We start from the raw sequence: 14,510 nt of genomic DNA on the forward strand, positions 1-14,510 counted from the left end.
GCTTATCCTTCGTGGATGGCTTTGGTGACGAGGCAGGCGTCAATGCCTTCCGGCCCGTCCTCCGCGCCATGGCCCGACCATTTGACCCCGCCAAAGGGCGAGTCCGACCCGCCGATCATCGCGGTGTTGATCCCCACCATCCCCGCCTCGATCGCGCGCGCGACCCGGCGCTGGCGCGCGGCATCGCTGGTCCAGGCATAGGCGGCCAGCCCATAAGGCAGGCGATTGGCCTCAGTGACCATCGCAGCTTCGTCAGCGAAGCTGTTGATAAGCGCTACCGGTCCGAACGGTTCTTCGTTCATGATCGCGGCGGTCAGCGGCGTGCCGGACAGGACAGTAGGCGCGTAGAAATAGCCCGCATTGCCGATCCGCGCACCACCGGTTTCGAGGCGCGCACCCTTATCCACCGCGTCACCGATCAGCCGGTCCATCGCGTCGAGCCGCCGGGCGTTCGCCATCGGCCCCATGATGCTGCCATCGGCCAGACCATCACCAACGACGATCTTCTCCGCCCGCTCGACAAAGCCTGTCAGGAACCGCTCATAAACCCCTGATTCCACAATGAAGCGGGTCGGTGACACGCAGACTTGCCCGGCATTGCGATATTTGCCCGCTACCACCGTATCGAGCGCGCGGTTGAGATCGGCATCGTTGAAGATCAGCACCGGGCCATGGCCGCCCAGTTCCATCGTCGTGCGCTTGCAATCCTCCGCCGCCAGCTTGGCCAAATGTTTGCCTACGCTGGTGGAACCGGTGAAGCTCATCTTGCGGATGATGGGGGAGGAGAGGAGATGCCGAGACACTTCGTCCGGTACGCCGAACACCGCCTGCGCGACATCGCCCGGCAGGCCTGCGTCAAGCAGGCATTGCAAGATACCCAGCGCCGACGCCGGGGTTTCCTCCGCCGCCTTCAGGATTACCGAGCATCCCGCCGCGATCGGCGCGCCCAGCTTGCGCCCCGGATTGCCGAGCGGGAAATTCCATGGTGCAAAGGCGGCGACCGGGCCGACCGGCTCCTTCGTCACGGTCGATCGCTGCCCTGCGGGACGCACCAACGCGCGGCCATAGAGGCGGAACGTCTCGCCCGCATAGAAATTGAACAGGCCGACATTCATCATCACTTCGATGCGCGCTTCGGCCAGCGTCTTGCCCTGTTCCAGCGTGGCGATGCGGGCAAGTTGCTCCTGCCGCTCGACCATCAGCCGGGCCGCGCCCTGCAACACCGCCGCGCGCTCCTGCGGTGTGGACTCGCGCCAACGCAGGAAGCCGCGTTGCGCCGCCGCCAGTGCAGCGTCCAGATCCGCCGCGTCGGCCAAGGGCAGCTCCGCCAGCGTCTCGCCCGTGGCGGGGTTGACGACGCTGTGCGTGCGCCGCCCCCCGCCAGCAACGCGCTGGCCATCGATCATCAGATAGATGTCTGGATAGGTCATGGGGGTCAGACGCTCACAGCTTCGCGGGCAGCGCGTTCACGATCGATATCCCCCTGCCAGCGTTCCGCGACAATCTCCTCGCCGGTCACCGGATGCTTCATATGGAAAGGGACGACCTTGTGCGTCGGCCACAGCCAGGCATCCTCGATCAGCGCGTCGGGACCGGTCGGGTCGGCGGGATAGATGTCCTTGGGGAAGGGGACATATTCCGGCTTTGTATTGGCCCAGCCGCTGTCGAAATCGGCGTGCCATTGCGGCAGATAGTTCAGGATCGCGATCCGCCAGATACCGTCCACCTTCCTGTAGGTGTTTTCATAGATGCCGCCTTCCCACCATTGGCGCGGCCCCAGCATCGGGTTGGACGGGTCGCAATGATCCTTGTGCCGCCCCGCCTGCATCATCGACCGGGCGCGGGCATGGGCGGTGACCCCATCCTCGGCAATATCGACAATGTCCTGCAACTGCGGATGATCGAGCAGGAAGCCGTCGATCGGGCCATTGGTGCCATGGGTAAAGCGCTTCTGGAACCGATCGACATAGAGGCGGCGTATCCCCTCCTTACCACGCCAGATGCCGCCGAAGAAGCGTACTTCGCCATCGTCGGTGAACAGGTCGACCGTCTCGTTATACAGGCATTTGTCGATCAGATAGCCGTAGAGATATTGCAGCTTGCGCACGTCCAGCTCATCCTCGCGCCGTTGCAGGCGGCTGGACAGGCTGGCGACAGTTTCTTCGAGTTTGGCGATACGATCTGTGTCAGACATTCCACTCTCCCTATTGTATAGGATACTTACATAAATTCTACCTGTCAGACAGCCTGGGCGGCGATCCGTTCCACCTCTTCGCGATAGGGGCGGATGGCCCGGACCATGCAGAGCGTGGCAATGGGCAGCAGCACGCTGGCGGTCATCACCAGCGCCTTCCACAATTGGGCCGGGTCGCCGACCAGATAGTCCTGCACCAGCCCGACCAGGAAACTGCCCATCGCGCCGAAAAAGGTGAACATGAACAGGTAGATCGCCGTCACCTGCCCCCGCATGGCGTTGGGGGCGACGCGCTGGATCGCGGCATTTTGCGGCACGGCGCCGGCCATGCCGAACATCGCGCCGACGCTCGACACCGCCAGCGACGCATAGCCATTGGGCATCAACGGCGCGAGGATGGCGCAGACGGTGACACAGCCAAAGAAGATCGCGGCGGCCCGCACATTGGCGTCGGCATGGCGCTTGGCCAGCCATTCGACGAACACCCCGCCCAGCAACAGGCCGAGCAGCGAGGCGACCAATGTCATCGATCCCATGACCGCGCCGATCTGCGCCTCGTTCCAGCCATAGGTGCGGATCATGAACGGCACGCGCCAGAATTGCAGGCCGAATACCTCGATCGCGCTCAATGCCAGTCCCGCGAACAAAGGATAATAGACCCGTCGTTTGGCGTGGATCGCCCTGGCCGCGTCCAGCCCGGTGAAAGTCAGGATGCGGCGGCCCAGCGGCGCGCTGTCCGGCGGCGTGATGCTATCGGGCGACACCGCCTGACGCGGCGGTTCCCTGACGGTCAGGAACAGCAAAGCGACCAGCAGCGCGGGCAGGCCCAGCCAGATCATCAGCCATTGCCAGCCCAATATGGTAAGCCCGCCATGGACCGTCGGCGCCCATCCCGCCGCCACGCCGATCAGCATACCGCCGATGATAGGCCCCAACGTCGTGCCGCCGATGAAGCCGAATTGCAGCAAAGCAAAGGCGCGGGTCAGGATGCGCGGCGGAAAAGCGTCGGCCAGCAGCGAATAGGATGCAGGCGCATGGGCCGATCCGCCCGCGGCCAGGAACACCCGCGTGCCGACAAACTGGGAGAAGCTCTGCGCAATGCCGCCCAGCGCGGTGATGACCCCGATCGCCGCGACTCCGCCCGCCAGCACGAATTTGCGCGGGAAAATATCGGCCAGTCGCGCCAGCGGGATACCGACGAACAGGTAGCAGATGATGCTGGCCGGTCCCGCCAGAAAGCCAAGCTGCGAATCGGACAGGCCGAAATCCGCCTTGATCCGCTCGGCCAGCATCGCGAACACGACCTGTTCGAAAAAGGTCACGAAGGTCGCCAGGATGATGACGAACAAGGCCCAATAGGCCGCTGCCATGGAGTAGGAGGGCGCATCCACATCCGTGGCCACCCGCGCATGGTCCACCCACCGACTCTCGGTCGCGATCGGCGCAGGTGCCAGGGCCACAAGCCTTCTCCTCTTCCTCGCCTGCTCCTGTTGCCGGAGCGATATTTCGGCTTGGCGAATTTGTAAGTGAACTATACGAATATGGCGAGAGTAAAAATTCACGACCGTTAGAAATATGGATGAGGGAGAGAGCGATGCTGAACTTTGAAGGGCGAACCGCCTTTGTGACCGGGGGTGCCAATGGCATCGGCCTGGGGTTGGCTCGCGCCTTGCTGGCGCAGGGTGCGAAGGTGGCGATCGCCGATATTCGCGAGGATGCGATTGAAGCGGCGCTCAGGATGCTTGATAATCAGCATGTCATTGGCATCCCGCTCGACGTCGCGTCGCGCGGCGGTTTTGCCGATGCGGCGGAGCAGGCGGAGCGGGCGCTTGGTCCGGTCAGCCTGCTGTTCAACAATGCCGGGATCAACCTGTTCCAGACGATCGACGAATCCAGCTATGACGATTGGGACTGGGTGATGGGGGTCAATCTGCATGGCGTCATCAACGGCGTCATGACCTTTGCCCCCCGCATCAAGGCGGCGGGGCTGGGCGGCTATATCGTCAACACGGCATCAATGGCCAGCTTCCTGTGCGGCGGCGCGCCGGGCATCTACAACACCACCAAATTCGCGGTCCGGGGCATGAGCGAATCCCTGCGCTACAGCCTGGCCCCGCACAATATCGGCGTGTCCGTGCTATGCCCCGGTCTGGTCAAAAGCCACATCTACGCCAGCGACGAAGTGCGCCCGGCGACGCTGAGCGATAACGCTAAGCCCGTGGACAGCAATGCCGTGGCGCGACTGGCCCAGATCCACGAATTTGGCATGGAGCCGGACGTGATCGCCGCGCGGACATTGGACGCGATGCAGGAAAACCGCTTCCACATCTTCCCGCACCCCGAATTTGCGGATGAGCTGCGCACCGTGTTCGACGAGATCCTCGCCGATTTCCGCCCTTATCCGGCCGATGCAGGTCACGACCAGCGCGTCGGTTTCGAAAAGATGCGGCGGGAGAGTTACGCCAAGGCGAGACAGGCTGCACGGGAGCGGGCGTAGCTTACGCCGCGAACAGATCACCCTGTCGCGGCCGGGCTGGCGGCGTCGCAGTCTGGCGCGGCGCGCCGATCAGCACGCGCGCCCGCCCGGTCAGCGTATAGACCGCCTGCCGCTGCGCCCCGCGATTGAGGTGATCGACGCGATAGCCCTGATAATGGCGCTTGAGCAGTCCGGCCTTCACCAGTTCGGACGCTGCCCGGCTAAGGTTGGTCTTGCCCGATGCGCGCACCCGCGTGCGCACCTCATCCTGCACCAGCGCCTCATCCACCGCCGCGTCCCCGGTCAGCCGCTCCTCCTTGCGCAATTCCTCGCGCACCCGCTCGACCAGCGCCATGCGCCGGGGATCGCGATGTCCCATGGGCGTCAGTGCGTCGCACAGCCAGTCGCGCAAGGGAACCAGCGCCTTGCCCACCCGCACCATCGGCCCCGCGCTGCCGTCAGGCTTTGCCACATCCGCGATGAGCGTCAGCAGCATGAAGGCGTAGCGGGGGCGGGAACAGCAATGCGACAACTGGTCGAGCAGCAGTGACAAATCGCTGCCGCCAGGAATGCGGGAAGAAACGGGCGCATGAAACATAAGGTGAATCAAGCATAGTCGGCCCGCCTTGTGAATCCCCTATTTCCGCCGAGTCGCACTTTGTCGCTCGTGACACTTTGCCCGCCGGTAAAGTGTCACGGGGGAGCCTTTACCGGCGTGGCGAGCGGGTGCGGCTACCAGACCAGCGGCAGCGCCTTTGGTCCCACGACGCCGCCGGGCCAGTAGCTGATCTGCGCATCAGGGGCGACGGCGAAGTCGGGAATCCGCCGCAGCCATTCCTGCAAGCCGATCTTGATCTCCAGCCGCGCCAGATGCGCGCCGATGCAGCTATGCACGCCCCCGGCAAAGGCCAGGTTGGGTTTGCGCATACGGCCGAAATCGACGGCGCGCGGATTGGGGAAGATGTCCGGGTCGTAATTGCAGGCGGGCAGGATGCTGGTGAATTTGTCGCCCGCCTTCATCTGTATGCCGCGCATTTCCATATCTTGCCGGACGGTGCGACCGGAGAAGGTGACCGAAAAAACGCGCAGCAATTCCTCTACCTGCGCAGTAATCTGATCGGGGTTCTCGATCATTTCGCGCCGCCGGTCAGGGTTCTGCGCCAGCCACAGCCAGATATTGTTCATGGTCGCAAACACCGTGTCCAGGCCTGCGATGAACAGGAAGAAGGTGAAGCCGAAAATCTCCCGCTCGGTCAGCGGCTGCCCATCGGGCCGCGCCTGAATGATGGTGCTGATCACGCCCTCATCAGGCTTCACCGTCTTTTCGGCGATGACCTGCGCCAGATAGGCCTCGATCCCCCGCATCGCCAGGCCTGCGCTCATCCGGTCCTGCGAATGGAGCAGATCCACTGCCCAGCCGACGAACGTATCCCGCATCTCCTGCGGCAGGCCCATCAGGTCGAGGAAGATCGACACCGGCAGCGGACGGCCGAAGTCAGTGGTGAATTCCACTTCCCCCTTGTCGATGAAGCCGTCGATCAGATCGTTGGTCAGGTTGCGCATATAGGATTCAAGCCGCAACACGCCCTGCGGCGAAAAGGTCTTGTCGAGAATCGCGCGATATTTGCGATGGTGCGGCGGATCGATTTCCAGCGGGATGAAGTGGAAATAATTATTGGGATCGCGCGGGAAGGGCGTTGCCCCTTCGGTCGTGAAAAATTCGGGATGGCGCAGCGCGAAGAACGCATCCTCATGCTTGATCGTGACCCAGGCATTGCCGACCAGCGGATTGACGCTGTAGAAAATCGGCGGATGGGTGTCGTGCAGCGACGCCATGAAATCATGCGGTGCGGCCAGGAAGTCGGCCCCGGTGGTCAGGCCGATTTCGCGCACCAGTTCGGGCGGCACATGGGCGGGGATTTCGGTGGTTGCGGTTGTGGCCATGAAACCAGCCTCCTTCAATATTGCGTGGCGGGAAGGTGGACGATCAGCCCGTCGAGCGAGGCATCGACGACGATCTGGCAGCTCAGCCGACTGGTCGGCCTTTGCTCCGACGCGGTCGATTCCAGCATGTCGCGCTCGGCCTGGTCGGGTGCGGGCAGGCGGTCGATCCAGGCTTCATCGACATAGCAATGGCAGGTGGCGCAGGCGAGGCCGCCGCCACATTCGCCGACAATGCCTTCTATCCCATGGTCGAGCGCCGCGCGCATCACATTCTCACCGTCGGGGACCTGCACCGCATATTCGGTGCCGTTCGCCTCAACATAGCGGACCGCTGCCATTTTCCTGCTCCTGATCGTCAATCTGGTTGATGAGAACGTTGTTCTCATCCATGGTCATAGCGCGACGACCCGATAAATGCAAAGGGCTTTGCAGCAGGGAAGAGGACGGCATCATGGCACAGGCGGCAGACGGGGCGGACGATCGCGGTGCGATGATCACCCGTGCGGCCTATGACCTGCTGGACGAAGCGGGGTTGGAGGGGCTGACCATCCGGGCAGTGCTGGCCCGCACCGGCCTAGCCCGACGCGCCTTTTATGATCGCTTCGCAGGCAAGGATGATCTGGTGCTGGCGGTGTTCGCCCAGACGCTGGCCCGTGCGGCGGAGACGTTCGCGCAACAGGTACAAACCCTGCCCGATCCGCTCGCCCGGCTGCACCATATCGTCGATGGCATCATATTGGGCGGCTTCGTGATGGGGGATGATCGCGGTGGGAAGCGGCGAGGCGCGGCGCTGAGCCGGGAGCATTTGCGACTGGCCGAATCGCGTCCGGGGGAATTGCAGCGAGCAATCGCGCCCTTGATCGACCTGATCGCCGCGCAACTGGCGGACGGCATGACCATGGGGCAGGTGCGCACCGCGCCGCCCCATCGGCTGGCCATGCTGATCTACAATCTGGTGTCCACCACAGTCCACGGCCAGTTGCTGGCCGAAGAAGGCCAAGCCCCGGACGCAGCGGCGCGGCAGGCGATGGCCCAGGAAATCTGGGAGTTTTGCCGCCGCGCCGTTGCGGTGTAGAGCAGTGGCTTAACGCTTCAACTTCAGATGCTGCGTGAAGAAGCGTGTCATGACATCAAAGGCTTCCCGCGATTCGGGCAAAGCCGGATCGTAGAAAAAGGCGTGACCCAACCCGTCCCAGATATGCAGGTCGGCATCGACCCCGGCCTTGACCAATTCCTTATGCGTATTGACCGCCGCGCTCATCTCGAAGGCGCGAGTGCCGGTGATCACCAGCGTCGGCGAGAACTGCGCCAGCGTCGCGGGCGATGTGATGGGGGAGACGAGCGGGTCGGCCAGGTCGATATCCTTGAAATAGCCGCGACTATCCTCCCGCTGCGCCAATGCCTGGAACGGTCGTCCGAACGCCCGGCTGTCCCCGCCCCAGCGCGCATCCGCCGACGCGCAGAATATGCCGATCGCGGCGGGCAGGGGCAGCTTGTCGCGGATCAGCGCCGCCATGGTTTCGGCGGTCAGCAGTCCGCCCGCCGAGCATCCGAAGATCGCAATATCCTGCGGCTTGTGGGTCTTGAGCAGGTCGCGATAGACGGTCAGCACATCCTGGGTCGCCGCCGGATAGGTGAATTCCGGTGCCTGCCTGTAGGTGATGCTGACAATCTCTACCCCGGCAAGTCCCGCCAGCGGTATGGATTCGAGCATCCCGGTCCCCGTCGCCGCCCCCATGATGAAGCCGCCGCCCGGCAGGTTGAGCAGGATCTTGCCGCGATTGGCCTTCGCCACACCGCCTACGGGCATCGCACGGACGGCGGGGATGCCCGCGATCACATCGTCGCGGGTTACCACCTTGTACATCTGTTTAAGCTTGTCGAGGCGCGGCGCCATGATCTGCGGCATCCGCGCCCGCAGCGTCCCGGCCTGACCCGCCGCGACAGCCCGCATCATCGGTTCTTCAGGATCGGATGGACTGCGGGGCAAGGCCTTTTTGGCGGCATCGCTCAGATAGACCGATGGCGGCAGGCGGAAAGAGGGGACGACCACGGTGCCGTCCGGTTCGATCGTACCGGGACCAGCCAGCGGCGGCGGTGTTTGGGCAAGGGCCATGGCGGGCAGCGCGCAAACCGCTGCGCTGAGGGCCAATTGGCGCAAGCTGGACAGTGAGCCGTACATATGAATCTCCTCTACAAATTATGTTATGAAACATAATATGCAGGGTTGAGAGCCGGACGCAAGCGCGTTATCGCGGCATATGTCCAACTCACTGTCGCCTTTGTCCGAACTGATCGATCCGCTCGACCCGCTGATCGGCTATCACCTGCGCCGCACCACCGTCGCGGTGACAGCGGCGCTGGCTGACCTGCTCCAGCCATTGGGCATCAATGTGGGGGAGGCGACGCTACTGCTGTTCCTAGGGGCCAACCAGGGCTGCATCCAGAGCGACATCGGCCGCGCGCTCCGCGCCCAGCCCGCCAACCTCGTGCCGCTGATCAACAAGCTGGCGCTGCTCGGCGCACTCGACAAGCAGCCAGGCAAGGGGCGGGCAATCACCCTGTCGCTAACCCCCGATGGCGAACGGCTCCACGCCAAGGTGAGCGAAGCGTTCGAGCGCCACGAAAACCGGATCGGTCGGTCCATCCCGGCCGACCGACGCGACGAGTTGCTGGCGCTTCTGCGCCAGCTCTGCCGCGACGCCTGCCACCCTTAGGCGTCAGGCTCGACCCACGTCGTGGTCAGCGCGCGGGGTGAGAGATATTTGGTGGTGGTCCAGCCGCCATCGACCACGATCGTCTGCCCGTTGATGAACCCCGCGCCGGGCGAACAGAGGAAGGCGATGGTGCTGGCAATATCCTCTACCTCGCCCAGCCGGGGAAAGGGCGTGGTTTCGACATTCACCCGCTTGAACATCTCATCGTCAAACCGGTGCCGCACCATGTCGGTCATGGTGACGCCCGGCGCGACGCAATTGGCGCGGATGCCCCGCGGGCCATAGTCGCAGGCGATATGCTGAGTCAGCGCGCCCAGCCCGCCCTTGGCCGCCGAATAAGCGCCGCCACGCCGCCCGCCGATCATCGCATAGGTGGAACTGACATTCACGATGCCGCAGCCTTCGCCCATATGGCCGATGACTTCACGGCACAGCCGGAACGGCGCGCGCAGCATCAGCCCCAGAAAATAGTCGAGCGTCTCATCGTCCGTCTCGTGCAGCGGCTTGGGACTGCCAGCACCTGCATTGTTGACGAGGAAATCGATGCGGCCAAAGCGCTCCAGCGCCAGCGCGACGATCTGCGCCGGGGCGTCGTCGGCGGTGATATCGACCGACAGTGTCGCGATCCGCGCCGGGTCACCAATCACCTGCTCCAGGGTCGCCAGCTTGTCCGCGTCCCGGCCCACGCCGACGATCGCCATGCCCGCCTCGGCCAGCATCTTGGCGGTGGCCAGGCCAATGCCGCTGCCTGCCCCGGTGATGATCGCAACCTGCATCGTTCTTTCCCTTTATCCTGTCTTGTCGCTTTCATATCCGCCTTCTGCGCCCGCCGCGAACCGCTGGAGCGATGCCTTGCCGGGGCGGCTTGAACCGGTGCCAGCCACGGTTCACCCACGGGGCCATATCAAGGAGCATCGCCATGGCAGACTATCGTTTTGACGATCGCGTTGCGGTCATCACCGGGGCAGGCCGCGGGCTGGGCCGCGCCTATGCGCTGCTGCTGGCGGCGCGCGGCGCGAAGGTGATCGTCAACGATCCGGGCGGTGCGATCCGGGGCGAGGGGGGCGACGATGGCCCGGCGGCAGACGTGGTCGCGGAGATCAAGGCACTGGGCGGCGAAGCGGTCGCCTGCACCGAATCGGTGGCCACGCCCGAAGGCGGCCGTGCCATCATCGAGAGCGCGCTCGACCATTATGGCCGCATCGACACGCTGATCCATAATGCGGGCAATGTCCGCTACGGATCGATGAAGGAACTGAGCCAGGAGGATTTCGACGCCGTCCTCGACGTCCATCTGCGCGGTGCCTTCCACGTCACCCGCCCTGCCTTTCCGATCATGTGCAAGGCAGGCTATGGCAGGATCGTGCTGACCTCCTCGATCGGCGGGATCTATGGCAACGAAAATTGCGTCAATTACGGCATGTCCAAATCGGGCATGATCGGTCTCAACAACATATTGGCGCTTGAAGGAGAGGCCGAGGGCGTCCGCTCCAACATCATCGTGCCGGGCGCAGTGACCCGCATGGCCGAAGGGATTGACGTGTCGGCCTATCCGCCGATGGGACCGGAACTGGTCGCGCCAGTCGTCGGCTGGCTGGCGCATGAAAGCTGCTCGATCACCGGGCAGATGCTGGCGTCCATCGCCGGGCGGGTCGCGCGGGTTTTCATCGCCGAAAGCCAGGGCGTCTATCAGCCCGACTGGTCGATCGAAGATGTTGGCAACCGGATCGACGCGATCATGGACAGCGCCGATCCGGTGACGTTTGGCCTTCACGGCCATGTCGATCATATCCGCTACAGCTTCGAACGCGCCGTGGCGGGGAAATAAACGTCCGCTATATGGAGTTGACCCGTTCCAGCCGTGGCGACAGGAGATGGACGGCGCCAAGCGCGACGAAATAGGCGCTGCCCGCCACCGCGAAGAGCGGCGTATAGCTACCGATACCGTCGAGGATATAACCGGCATATTTGGCCATGACCATGCCGCCGATCGCGCCCACCGTGCCGCCGATCCCAACGACCGATCCCACCGCGCCGCGCGGGAACAGGTCCGACGGCAAAGTGTAGAGGTTGGCCGAGAAAGCCTGATGCGCGGCGGTGGCGATGCCGATCACCAGTACGGCAAGCCAGAGGTTATCGATCGACTGGGCAAAGAAGATCGGCAGAACGGCGCAGGCGCAGAGCAGCATGGTCAGCTTGCGCGCGGCATTGACGCTCTTGCCCGCCTTCATCAGACGGCCGGACATCCAGCCGCCAAAAATGCTGCCGCCGTCGGACAATAGGTAGATCGCCACCAGCGGCGGGCCGAAGCTGATCAGGTCCAGGCCATAGCGGGTGCCAAGATAGCCCGGCAGCCAGAAGAGGAAGAACCACCAGATGGGATCAATACAGAATTTGCCGATCGCATAGGCCCAAGTCTCCTTGACGGTGATCAGCTTCGCCCAGCCGATGGGCTCGACCGGGTCGGCGGGATCCTGACGGATATAGGCCAGTTCTTCGGCGGTAACCTTGGGATGCTGGTCGGGGCTGCGGTAAAAGACCAGCCAGGCGATCAACCAAAGGATGCCGAAAATGCCGGTCGCGTAGAAAGCGACGCGCCAGCCATAGGCGACGGTCAGCCACGGCACCAGCAGCGGGGTGATGATCGCGCCGATATTGGCCCCGGCGTTGAACAGGCCGATGGCGAAGGCGCGCTCCTTTTGCGGGAACCATTCGGTCACCGCCTTGATACCGGCGGGGAAATTGCCCGACTCGCCAACCCCCAGGCCAAAGCGCGCCATGGCGAACTGGGTCACGCCATGCACGCCGCCATGGGCCATATGGGCGATGGTCCAGATGGTGACGGCGATGGCGTAACCAAAGCGCGCACCGATGACATCGACCACCCGGCCAAAGCCCAGATAGCCGACTGCATAGGCCGCCTGGAACCAGAACACGATGTTGGCATAGTCGGTTTCCGACCATTGCATTTCCGCCGACAAGGTGGGCTTCAACACGCCGATCATCTGCCGGTCGACATAGTTGATCGCGGTCGCCGCGAACAGCAGCGCCACCACTACCCAGCGATAGCGCCCGACCGGCGGACCCTGCACCCCTGCTTCGTTCATCATCCTGGCTCCTATTATGGCTCGGTCGACCGCTTGTTTCAGCGCGGCTCTTGTGCGGCAATCGTGCAGTGAAGAATACCCAGCGGGCCGAAATCGGCGTCCACCTTCTGTCCCGGCGTCACCGGATGGACACCCGATACCGCGCCGGTCGATATCCACCAGCCTGCCTTTATCGCGATCCCGCGGGCAATCAGATTTTCGAGCAGGAACTGCACCGATCCGATCGCGCCCAGCGCGAAGGCGGCGGCGGTGCCGCTGCCGACCGCTTCGCCGTCGATGCGGGTCGTCACCAGTTGATCGGCATAAGCGCCGCTGCGCCAGTCGGGCACGGCTGGGCCGATCAGCAAGCCGTTATTATTGCCAAAGTCGGAGACAGTGACAGCCGGACCATGGCCGTTGATCCCGGCAAAAGGTGAGCTGGCGATTTCAATGCCGATATGAACAGCGTCGATATGATCGGCCGCTTCCTCCAGGGTGAAATGCGTCTTGCCGGTCGCCGGTATCGTACCGATGCGGAAGAGAAATTCCGCTTCGACCGCGCCGAAGCCTTCGGCAAAGACCAATCCCTGCGATTGCGCATCGGCGGTCGCGACGGTCGAGGCGAAGATAGGCCCAGCCAGCCGGTCGCAGCCATAGCGATCCGCCAGATCGCCCAAGATCCGGCCGACTTTCCAGCCTGCGACCGCCTCTGTGACACGCGCCAGTGCCGCGTCCTGAACGATATAGGCCTCATCCAGCGTTGCAGGCATTGGGCCTGGATAGTCGGCAAGTCCCTGTGCGGACTGTCGTGCCGCCAGAAAACGCTCTGCTGTCGCTTCGGCCGGGCTGCTGGCGCTCACTGCGAAATCCTTTCCATCCTCGTTGATCCTGTCGGTAATGGAAACCGGTGTCATTGACAAGCCGGATCGCGGACAGATGCGCTGGCGGGGCGCGTAAACTGCGTTATAAGGCGCTATGGCAAAGCAGAACCAGGATGAGGGACAGGCGCCCAAGCTGACGATCAACGACATTGCCCGCATGGCGGATGTGTCGAAAAAGACGGTCAGCCGGGTCATCAACCGATCGCCGCTGCTGAACCGCGAGACACGCGACAAGGTAGAGGCGATCATCCGGGAAACCGGCTATGTCCCCAATCCGCAGGCGCGGGCGCTGGCATTGGGGCGTAACTTCCTGATCGGGCTGGTCTATGACAATCCCAATGCGCAGATGATCCTGTCGATGCAGCGCGGCATATTGGAAGCGTTGCACGGCACCGAATTCGAACTGGTGATTCGCCCGGTCGATCGCGGATCGAACCTGGTAATGGACGATATTCGTGGCTTCGTCACGCGCCAGCGGCTGTTCGGCGTCGTGCTGCTGCCGCCCATGTCGGAAAATGACGCACTGGCACGGATGCTGGACGAGCAGGGCTGCCGCTATGTGCGGATGGGGTCCGCGGTGCTGGACGATCCTGAACATATGGTGGCGTCCAACGACAAGGAGGCGGTGGCCGACGCGGTGCGCTATCTGATCGCGCAGGGGCATCGACGGATCGGCCTGATCGCCGGGCCGCATGGTTTCCGGTCGGCGCAGGAGCGGCGCGAAGGCTTTGAACAGGCGCTGGCGGAAGCGGGGATCAGCCTGCCGCGCAGCCTGATCGCCGATGGCCAATATACGTTCGAATCGGGTCTGTCTGCGTCAGAAAGCCTGTTCGACCTGACGCCGCGCCCGACCGCGATCTTCGCCAGCAATGACGAAATGGCAGCGGGCGTGCTGTATGCGGCGCGGATGCGGGGGATTGCGGTGCCGGAGGAATTGTCGATCATCGGCTTCGATGACACGCCGCTCACCACCCGCGTTTGGCCGCCGCTCAGTACGGTGCGCTGGCCGATCGTCGCCATGGGGCGGGCGGCGGCGCTCAAGCTGATCGGCACGGCGATTGGCGAGGGGTCGGAGGTCAACGAGCCGTCGATGTTCAGTTCGACATTGATCCGTCGCGCATCGGTTGCACCGCCCGCCATATCCTGATAGGCGATGCTGCATGACACCGGTGTCCAATGGGACATCTATATTGGATGAAGGACGAGGGGCCG

General features: G+C 63.6%; 15 protein-coding genes. 5 read left to right on the plus strand and 10 right to left on the minus strand.

The window, feature by feature from the left end; translation table 11 throughout:
* Nucleotides 1-2 precede the first annotated feature (2 nt).
* Genes ACODR8_RS07570 through ACODR8_RS07580 form a run of 3 tightly spaced genes read right to left on the minus strand, consistent with a single transcriptional unit; the run spans nt 3 to nt 3,654 of the window.
* Entirely contained in the window at nt 3-1,430 is a 1,428-nt protein-coding gene (locus ACODR8_RS07570; protein ID WP_489006669.1) for an NAD-dependent succinate-semialdehyde dehydrogenase, read from the minus strand.
* Nucleotides 1,431-1,435: 5 nt separating this feature from the next.
* A complete protein-coding gene (locus ACODR8_RS07575) occupies nt 1,436-2,194 on the minus strand; it encodes a nuclear transport factor 2 family protein (protein WP_489006670.1) in 759 nt (252 codons plus the stop codon).
* A gap of 44 nt (nt 2,195-2,238) precedes the next feature.
* A complete protein-coding gene (locus tag ACODR8_RS07580; protein ID WP_489006671.1) occupies nt 2,239-3,654 on the minus strand; it encodes an MFS transporter in 1,416 nt (471 codons plus the stop codon).
* Nucleotides 3,655-3,788: 134 nt separating this feature from the next.
* On the opposite strand from ACODR8_RS07580, the gene ACODR8_RS07585 reads away from it, so the two are divergent.
* Nucleotides 3,789-4,691: an SDR family NAD(P)-dependent oxidoreductase gene (locus ACODR8_RS07585; RefSeq protein ID WP_489006672.1), complete on the plus strand. Its 903-nt coding sequence runs from the start codon at nt 3,789-3,791 to the stop codon at nt 4,689-4,691.
* 1 nt (nt 4,692) lies between these two features.
* Here the strand turns inward: ACODR8_RS07585 and ACODR8_RS07590 are convergent, their stop codons facing one another.
* The 3 genes from ACODR8_RS07590 to ACODR8_RS07600 form a co-directional block, all read right to left on the minus strand.
* Nucleotides 4,693-5,268: a hypothetical protein gene (locus tag ACODR8_RS07590; protein ID WP_489006673.1), complete on the minus strand. Its 576-nt coding sequence runs from the start codon at nt 5,266-5,268 to the stop codon at nt 4,693-4,695.
* A gap of 134 nt (nt 5,269-5,402) precedes the next feature.
* Entirely contained in the window at nt 5,403-6,614 is a 1,212-nt protein-coding gene (locus ACODR8_RS07595) for a cytochrome P450 (protein ID WP_489006674.1), read from the minus strand.
* A 14-nt stretch (nt 6,615-6,628) separates the two neighbouring features.
* Nucleotides 6,629-6,952, minus strand: a complete 324-nt coding sequence (locus ACODR8_RS07600; protein ID WP_489006675.1) for a 2Fe-2S iron-sulfur cluster-binding protein — start codon at nt 6,950-6,952, stop codon at nt 6,629-6,631.
* A gap of 113 nt (nt 6,953-7,065) precedes the next feature.
* Between ACODR8_RS07600 and ACODR8_RS07605 the strand changes: the two genes are divergently transcribed.
* On the plus strand, nt 7,066-7,689 hold the full coding sequence (locus ACODR8_RS07605; protein ID WP_489006676.1) for a TetR/AcrR family transcriptional regulator: 624 nt from the start codon (nt 7,066-7,068) through the stop codon (nt 7,687-7,689).
* Between the two features lie 9 nt (nt 7,690-7,698).
* On the opposite strand, the gene ACODR8_RS07610 is transcribed toward ACODR8_RS07605, so the two are convergent.
* Nucleotides 7,699-8,730, minus strand: a complete 1,032-nt coding sequence (locus ACODR8_RS07610) for an alpha/beta hydrolase fold domain-containing protein (protein WP_489006677.1) — start codon at nt 8,728-8,730, stop codon at nt 7,699-7,701.
* Between the two features lie 145 nt (nt 8,731-8,875).
* Between ACODR8_RS07610 and ACODR8_RS07615 the strand changes: the two genes are divergently transcribed.
* Nucleotides 8,876-9,331, plus strand: coding sequence for a MarR family winged helix-turn-helix transcriptional regulator (locus ACODR8_RS07615; RefSeq protein ID WP_489006678.1), 456 nt, complete (start codon nt 8,876-8,878; stop codon nt 9,329-9,331).
* On the opposite strand, the gene ACODR8_RS07620 is transcribed toward ACODR8_RS07615, so the two are convergent.
* Complete coding sequence (locus ACODR8_RS07620; protein WP_489006679.1) at nt 9,328-10,107, minus strand: SDR family NAD(P)-dependent oxidoreductase; 780 nt, start codon at nt 10,105-10,107, stop codon at nt 9,328-9,330. The two genes, ACODR8_RS07615 and ACODR8_RS07620, sit on opposite strands and share 4 nt — an antisense overlap.
* A gap of 143 nt (nt 10,108-10,250) precedes the next feature.
* Between ACODR8_RS07620 and ACODR8_RS07625 the strand changes: the two genes are divergently transcribed.
* Nucleotides 10,251-11,159: an SDR family NAD(P)-dependent oxidoreductase gene (locus ACODR8_RS07625; protein ID WP_489006680.1), complete on the plus strand. Its 909-nt coding sequence runs from the start codon at nt 10,251-10,253 to the stop codon at nt 11,157-11,159.
* A 7-nt stretch (nt 11,160-11,166) separates the two neighbouring features.
* Here the strand turns inward: ACODR8_RS07625 and ACODR8_RS07630 are convergent, their stop codons facing one another.
* The gene (locus ACODR8_RS07630; RefSeq protein WP_119744653.1) at nt 11,167-12,438 is read right to left on the minus strand and encodes an MFS transporter; all 1,272 of its coding nucleotides are present in this window, start codon (nt 12,436-12,438) and stop codon (nt 11,167-11,169) included.
* Between the two features lie 38 nt (nt 12,439-12,476).
* Entirely contained in the window at nt 12,477-13,277 is an 801-nt protein-coding gene (locus ACODR8_RS07635; RefSeq protein WP_489006780.1) for a 2-keto-4-pentenoate hydratase, read from the minus strand.
* A 115-nt stretch (nt 13,278-13,392) separates the two neighbouring features.
* Here ACODR8_RS07635 and ACODR8_RS07640 point away from each other — a divergent pair, with 115 nt between their 5' ends.
* The gene (locus tag ACODR8_RS07640; RefSeq protein ID WP_489006681.1) at nt 13,393-14,445 is read left to right on the plus strand and encodes a LacI family DNA-binding transcriptional regulator; all 1,053 of its coding nucleotides are present in this window, start codon (nt 13,393-13,395) and stop codon (nt 14,443-14,445) included.
* Nucleotides 14,446-14,510: the final 65 nt, after the last annotated feature.

It is taken from the genome of Sphingobium sp. FG58, assembly GCF_057809055.1.

What these genes read in the sequence shown, in the direction of transcription:
- ACODR8_RS07625 (WP_489006680.1), top strand. Translation starts at nt 10,251, where the DNA reads ATGGCAGACTATCGTTTTGACGATCGCGTTGCGGTCATCACCGGGGCA.
- ACODR8_RS07585 (WP_489006672.1), top strand. Translation starts at nt 3,789, where the DNA reads ATGCTGAACTTTGAAGGGCGAACCGCCTTTGTGACCGGGGGTGCCAAT.
- ACODR8_RS07630 (WP_119744653.1), bottom strand. Translation starts at nt 12,438, where the DNA reads ATGAACGAAGCAGGGGTGCAGGGTCCGCCGGTCGGGCGCTATCGCTGG.
- ACODR8_RS07615 (WP_489006678.1), top strand. Translation starts at nt 8,876, where the DNA reads ATGTCCAACTCACTGTCGCCTTTGTCCGAACTGATCGATCCGCTCGAC.
- ACODR8_RS07600 (WP_489006675.1), bottom strand. Translation starts at nt 6,952, where the DNA reads ATGGCAGCGGTCCGCTATGTTGAGGCGAACGGCACCGAATATGCGGTG.
- ACODR8_RS07640 (WP_489006681.1), top strand. Translation starts at nt 13,393, where the DNA reads ATGGCAAAGCAGAACCAGGATGAGGGACAGGCGCCCAAGCTGACGATC.
- ACODR8_RS07605 (WP_489006676.1), top strand. Translation starts at nt 7,066, where the DNA reads ATGGCACAGGCGGCAGACGGGGCGGACGATCGCGGTGCGATGATCACC.
- ACODR8_RS07590 (WP_489006673.1), bottom strand. Translation starts at nt 5,268, where the DNA reads ATGTTTCATGCGCCCGTTTCTTCCCGCATTCCTGGCGGCAGCGATTTG.
- ACODR8_RS07570 (WP_489006669.1), bottom strand. Translation starts at nt 1,430, where the DNA reads ATGACCTATCCAGACATCTATCTGATGATCGATGGCCAGCGCGTTGCT.
- ACODR8_RS07620 (WP_489006679.1), bottom strand. Translation starts at nt 10,107, where the DNA reads ATGCAGGTTGCGATCATCACCGGGGCAGGCAGCGGCATTGGCCTGGCC.
- ACODR8_RS07575 (WP_489006670.1), bottom strand. Translation starts at nt 2,194, where the DNA reads ATGTCTGACACAGATCGTATCGCCAAACTCGAAGAAACTGTCGCCAGC.
- ACODR8_RS07610 (WP_489006677.1), bottom strand. Translation starts at nt 8,730, where the DNA reads ATGGCCCTTGCCCAAACACCGCCGCCGCTGGCTGGTCCCGGTACGATC.
- ACODR8_RS07595 (WP_489006674.1), bottom strand. Translation starts at nt 6,614, where the DNA reads ATGGCCACAACCGCAACCACCGAAATCCCCGCCCATGTGCCGCCCGAA.